This is a genomic window from Micromonospora sp. NPDC047753, from assembly GCF_040642735.1.
Lineage (GTDB): Bacteria > Actinomycetota > Actinomycetes > Mycobacteriales > Micromonosporaceae > Micromonospora.
In genome coordinates, this window is record NZ_JBEYSL010000611.1 from 1 (window position 1) to 3,530 (window position 3,530).

The window sequence follows — 3,530 nt, forward strand, 5'->3', positions numbered from 1 at the left end:
GCCCCGACACGCCGCGCTAGGTGGCAATAACTTCATGATCAACGCGGGTGGGGTGGCGGCGGTTCGCGGGTGGGGGTGGGGGTGGGGGTGGCCGGCCGATGCTGCTCGGTCTCGCGTACCGCCTGCTCGGCAGCCGGCACGACGCGGAGGACGTGCTCCAGGAGGCGTACCTGCGCTGGCTCGGTGTGGACCGGGCCCGGGTCGAGGAGCCGCGCCGGTACCTGTCCAGGGTGGTCACCCGGTTGGCACTGGACCGGCTGCGCGCGCGGCAGGCGGCCCGCGAGACGTACGTCGGGACGTGGCTGCCCGAGCCGGTGCCGACCGCGCCCTCGCCGTTCGGGCCGTTGGACCGGGTGGAGCTACGCGACTCGCTCTCCACCGCGTTGCTGCACGTCCTGGAGCGGCTCACCCCGCCGGAGCGGGCGGTGTACGTCCTGCACACGGCCTTCGACCTGCCGTACGCGGAGATCGCCGAGATCCTGGAGCGGTCCGTCGCCGACTGTCGGCAGCTGTACCACCGGGCGACCGCGCGGGTACGGCAGGAGCAGCGTCGGTTCACCGCCAGCCGCCCGGAGCGGGAGCGGCTGCTGGACGCGTTCCTCGCCGCCGCCCGCGACGGTGACCTGGCGAGGCTCACCAACCTGGTGGCCGCCGACGCCACCGCCTGGAACGACGGCGGCGGTCGGGCGCGGGCCGCCCTCAACCCGGTCACCGGCGCCGACCGGATCGCCCGGTTCTACGCCGGGGTCTACGGCCCGCGTCACCGAGTGGCGATGGACCCGGTGGAGCTCAACGGGGAACCGGCGATGCTGATCACCCGCGCCGACGGCAGTCGGTACACGCTGACCATCGCCGCGGCCGACGGACGGATCACCGGGGTCTACGTGGTCGGCAACCCGGCGAAGGTGCCGGCGGTCGGCTGAACCCGGACGTCGTCGGTCGGCCCCGGGCCGGTGGGCGTCAGCCCAGCTCGGGGAACCAGAGCGCGATCTCGCGCTTGGCGCTGTCAGTCGAGTCGGAGGCGTGCACCAGGTTCTCCCGGTTGGACAGCGACAGGTCACCCCGGATGGTGCCGGCGGCGGCCTTGCGTCCGTCGGTGGCGCCGACCAGCCCGCGGACCACGTCGATGACCTGGTCGCCGGAGAGCACCAGGGCGACCAGCGGGCCGCCGGTCATGAAGTCCTTCAGCGGCGGGTAGAACGCCTTGTCGACGTGCTCGGCGTAGTGCTCGTCGGCGAGCGCGGCATCCATCGTCCGGTGCGCCATCGCGTCGATCCGCAGCCCCTTGCGCTCGAAGCGGGAGAGGACCTCGCCGACCAGGCCGCGGCGGACCGCGTCGGGCTTGATCAGAACGAGGCTGCGCTCATCCGGGCTGTTGCTGGACACGCTGGGTTCCTCCTGTACGCGCTGAACGCTTGGGATCGGTACGGTCAGCCTAGCGACCCGGTCCCGGCACCGGCGCGGCGGCCGGTCTTTCCCCCGGTGGCCGATCCGGCCTAGCCTGGTCCTGACCCCGGGAGGTCCACTGTGGCGAATGGCGGGAACCGACCCATCGCGCCGGCACGCAAGCTGATCGGCGCGGTGCTGGGCACCGTTGCCACGTTCGTCGTCCTGTTCGGGCTCGGCATGACGAGTTGGGCCATCGTGGCTCTGGGGGTCGCCCTGCTGGTGCTGGCGATCGCGCTGGCGACCGTCCGCGGCGGCGGTCGCACGTGGGTCGTCGGCGTCGGGCACGTGCACAGCGCCTCCGAACCACCCACCCAGTACGCGTTCGGCCGCTGCGAACTGCAACTGGTGATCGACGCCCCTGGTCTGCCGCCGCGGTCCAAGAAGATCATTGAGCCGAGGGTGCCGGTCTCCAAGTGGCCGTCGCTGGGCCAGACCCTGCCGATTCGGGTCGCGTTGGACGACCAGCGGCACGTCAAGGTCCTCTGGGACGAGGTGCTCACCCATGCCGAGACCGCCGCTGCCGTCGCCGATCTTCCGCCGGAGTTCGCCGACGCGGAGCCGGTGGACGAGCTGTTGATCCAGCAGGACGCGCCGCCGTGGGCCGACCGCGCACCGGACGACGACTTCCGCGACCCGGCCGGTGACCCGTTCCGGGACCCGGTCGGTGATCCGTTCCGGGACCCGGCCGGTGACCCGTTCCGCGACCCGCTCGGTGACCCGCTGCGCACGGACCCTTCGCGCGACGACCTCCGGCGAGACGACCCGGGCGTCGTGCCCGAGGAGCGCGAGCCCGTGGTGATGCACCAGAGCCCGGGGGGCCCGGTGGTGTTGGAGGGCGTGGTCGTCGAGCCGCAGGCCGGCGGGCTGCCCCGACGGGCAACCACTCCGGCGCCGCGCCCGCCCGCCGAGGAGCGCTTCGACGAGCCCGCCGCCGACCGGTTCGACGCTTCGCAGGCGAGCGGCGCGAGTGCCCCGCCCGCCGAGGACCCCGTCGACCCGCCCAGCGCGCAGCGCTTCGACCCGCCGCCCGCGCAGCGCTCCGGCCAGGGCACTCCCGACCCGCTGGACCCACTCGATCTTCCGCTGGACGATCCCTCACCGGCCGGGGCCGCACGCACGACGGTGACCGACGAGGAACTGGACCAGGCGATCTTCGGGTTCGACGCCGGCTCGGGCGCGGGCGCGGATCCGGCCGCACCGATCAGCGGGGTGGGCCTCACCCTGCTGGTCACCGACCTTCAGCGGTCGCTCAACTTCTACCGCGACGTGCTCGGCTTCAGCGAGGTCGACCAGGGTGCCCACAATGCCGTCCTGGCCTCCGGGGCGACCCGGATCGTCCTGCGCGAGGTGACCGGGGCGGCGCCCATCAGCCGCCGGCTCGTGCACGTCAACCTTGAGGTGAGCGACATCGAGGCGGCGTACGAGCGGTTGCGCGAGTCGGGCGTCCGCTTCACGTACGCGCCCCGGGTGGTCAACCGGGGCACCAAGCTGGAGGGGTGGGCGGCGGCCTTCCGCGACCCGGATGGCCACGGCGTCGCGCTCACCCAGTGGCGCGAACGCGCCGACGCCTGACCCGGCCCGCCTTCGGACAGCGCCGGCCGGGTCCGACGTCAGCCGAGAATGACCCGGCGGACGTGCAACGCGTACGCCCAGACCAGGGCGAAGATGATGCCCAGCCCGAGCAGTGACCAGTGCAGCAGACCGCCCAGCAGCAGCAGCCCCTGGAGCACGGTGCCGGCGTTCCAGGCCCACTGCCGACGCATCATGCCGGCGAGCACCACGGCGGCCACCGCCAGTGCCACCACCGCACCGATCGCGGCACCGCCGAGGTCACCGCCGACCACCCGGATCGGCTGGATCGCCAGCAACAGCACCAGCGCTTCCAGGCTGAGCGTGCCAGCACCGAGACCGCGTACCGCCCGCTCCGGGTTGCGCAACCCGGAGCGTCGCGGCTGCCCGGCCGTGGGCTCCTCCCCCACCGGCTGCCCGACCGGCGGGCCGGTCGGGTTCTCGGCGGTCCTGGACGAGGCCGACGCGCCTTCGCTGTGGCTGGACCGGCAGTGGCAACCCGACCTGCCCGC

At 73.5% G+C, this 3,530-nt stretch carries 4 protein-coding genes; 2 read left to right on the plus strand and 2 right to left on the minus strand.

The features are described from left to right. The first annotated feature begins 98 nt into the window (after positions 1 to 98). Entirely contained in the window at positions 99 to 923 is an 825-nt protein-coding gene (gene sigJ / locus ABZ749_RS31845; protein WP_357234345.1) for an RNA polymerase sigma factor SigJ, read from the plus strand. A 37-nt stretch (positions 924 to 960) separates the two neighbouring features. Here sigJ and ndk read toward each other — a convergent pair whose 3' ends face one another. Next, complete coding sequence (gene ndk, locus ABZ749_RS31850; protein ID WP_088949743.1) at positions 961 to 1,386, minus strand: nucleoside-diphosphate kinase; 426 nt, start codon at positions 1,384 to 1,386, stop codon at positions 961 to 963. A gap of 141 nt (positions 1,387 to 1,527) precedes the next feature. Here ndk and ABZ749_RS31855 point away from each other — a divergent pair, with 141 nt between their 5' ends. After that, positions 1,528 to 3,021: a VOC family protein gene (locus tag ABZ749_RS31855; RefSeq protein ID WP_357234348.1), complete on the plus strand. Its 1,494-nt coding sequence runs from the start codon at positions 1,528 to 1,530 to the stop codon at positions 3,019 to 3,021. A 38-nt stretch (positions 3,022 to 3,059) separates the two neighbouring features. On the opposite strand, the gene ABZ749_RS31860 is transcribed toward ABZ749_RS31855, so the two are convergent. Further along, positions 3,060 to 3,530 (minus strand): DUF4233 domain-containing protein (locus ABZ749_RS31860; protein ID WP_357234351.1); only part of this gene is annotated, 471 nt, incomplete at its 5' end.

What these genes read in the sequence shown, in the direction of transcription:
- sigJ (WP_357234345.1), top strand. Translation starts at nt 99, where the DNA reads ATGCTGCTCGGTCTCGCGTACCGCCTGCTCGGCAGCCGGCACGACGCG.